Genomic DNA, 1909 nt, shown 5'->3' with positions numbered 1-1909 from the left:
CGGCGGCGACGGCCGCCACGCCCACCCGACCCAGGGCATGCTGGACATGCTCACTATTCGTCGGCACAAGGGCAGCTTTGAAAACCTCTCGGTGGCCATCGTCGGCGACATCCTGCACTCGAGGGTGGCGCGCTCGAACATGCTGGCCCTGAAAACCCTCGGCTGCCCGGACATTCGCGTGATCGCGCCGAAAACCCTGCTGCCGATCGGCATCGAGCAATACGGCGTGAAGGTCTACACCGACATGACCGAAGGCCTCAAGGATGTGGACGTGGTGATCATGCTGCGCCTGCAACGTGAGCGCATGTCCGGTGGCCTGCTGCCGAGCGAAGGCGAGTTCTACCGCCTGTTCGGCCTGACTACCGCGCGTTTGGCCGGCGCCAAGCCGAATGCCATCGTGATGCACCCAGGCCCGATCAACCGTGGCGTGGAGATTGAATCGGCAGTGGCCGATGGCCCGCAGTCGGTGATCCTCAACCAGGTGACTTATGGCATCGCCATCCGCATGGCCGTGTTGTCCATGGCCATGAGCGGGCAAACCGCGCAACGTCAATTCGAGCAGGAGAACGCCCAGTGAAGCTCAGCATTCTTGGCGCTCGCGTTATCGATCCGGCCAGTGGCCTGGATCAAGTCACCGACCTTCACCTGGAAGCCGGCAAGCTCATCGCCATTGGCGCCGCGCCCGCAGGCTTCAGCGCCAGCCAGAGTATCGATGCCAACGGCCTGGTGGCCGCGCCTGGCCTGGTGGACCTGAACGTCGCCCTGCGCGAGCCGGGTTACAGCCGCAAAGGCAGCATCGCCAGCGAAACCCGTGCGGCCGCAGCCGGTGGCGTCACCAGCCTGTGCTGCCCGCCACACACCAAGCCGATCCTGGACACTTCGGCGGTGACCGAGTTGATCCTCGACCGCGCCCGTGAAGCCGGTAATTGCAAGGTGTTCCCCATCGGCGCCCTGAGCAAAGGCCTGGAAGGCGAACAACTTGCCGAGCTGATCGCCCTGCGTGACGCCGGTTGCGTGGCGTTCGGCAATGGCCTGGAGAGTTTTCGCAGCACCCGCACGCTGTGCCGTGCGCTGGAATATGCGGCCACGTTCGATCTGACCGTGATCTTCCACTCCCAGGACCGCGACCTGGCCGAAGGTGGCCTGGCTCATGAGGGCGCCGTCGCCAGCTTCCTCGGCCTACCGGGCATTCCGGAAACTGCCGAGACCGTGGCCCTGGCCCGTGATCTGTTGTTGGTGGAACAAAGCGGTGTGCGTGCGCACTTCAGCCAACTCACCAGCGCACGCGGTGTGGCCTTGATCGCCCAGGCCCAGGCGCGCGGCTTGCCGGTGACGGCGGATGTGGCGTTGTATCAGCTGATTTTGACCGATGAGGCGCTGATCGACTTCTCCAGCCTGTATCACGTGCAGCCGCCGCTGCGCACGCTGGCCGACCGTGAAGGTTTGCGGGCGGCGGTGAAGTCGGGTGTGGTTTCGGCGATTTCCAGCCATCACCAGCCCCACGAACGGGATGCCAAGCTGGCACCGTTTGGCGCAACAGAGCCTGGAATCAGCAGCGTAGAGCTGTTGCTGCCATTGGCGATGACGTTGGTGGAAGACGGTTTGCTGGACTTGCCGACGCTGCTGGCGCGCCTGAGCGCTGGCCCTGCCGAGGCATTGCGCCTGCCAGCGGGCAAGTTGGCGGTGGGTTCGGCGGCGGATCTGGTGCTGTTTGACCCGGCCAGTTCCACGGTTGCCGGGGAACACTGGCTGTCCAAGGGCGAGAACTGCCCGTTCATCGGCCATAGCCTGCCGGCGACGGTGCGCTACACCTTGGTGGATGGGCGGATTACTTACCAGGCCTGATAGATCACACAGCTAGTGTAGGCACGGTCAATGTGGGAGCTGGCTTGCCTGCGATAGCATCACC

2 protein-coding genes are annotated in these 1909 nt (G+C 64.4%); both read left to right on the top strand.

The genetic code is table 11. The features are described 5' to 3' along the window. Nucleotides 1–577 (top strand): aspartate carbamoyltransferase (locus tag FEM54_RS31550; RefSeq protein ID WP_477749751.1); only part of this gene is annotated, 577 nt, incomplete at its 5' end. Further along, nucleotides 574–1845, top strand: coding sequence for a dihydroorotase (locus FEM54_RS31545; protein ID WP_099550338.1), 1272 nt, complete (start codon nucleotides 574–576; stop codon nucleotides 1843–1845). The genes FEM54_RS31550 and FEM54_RS31545, both read left to right, overlap by 4 nt. The last annotated feature ends 64 nt before the right edge of the window (nucleotides 1846–1909 follow it).

Origin of the sequence: Pseudomonas edaphica (genome assembly GCF_005863185.1) — a bacterium.
Lineage (GTDB): Bacteria > Pseudomonadota > Gammaproteobacteria > Pseudomonadales > Pseudomonadaceae > Aquipseudomonas > Aquipseudomonas edaphica.
Note: the sequence above shows the minus strand (reverse complement) of the source record. Positions and strands in the feature narration are given on the sequence as shown.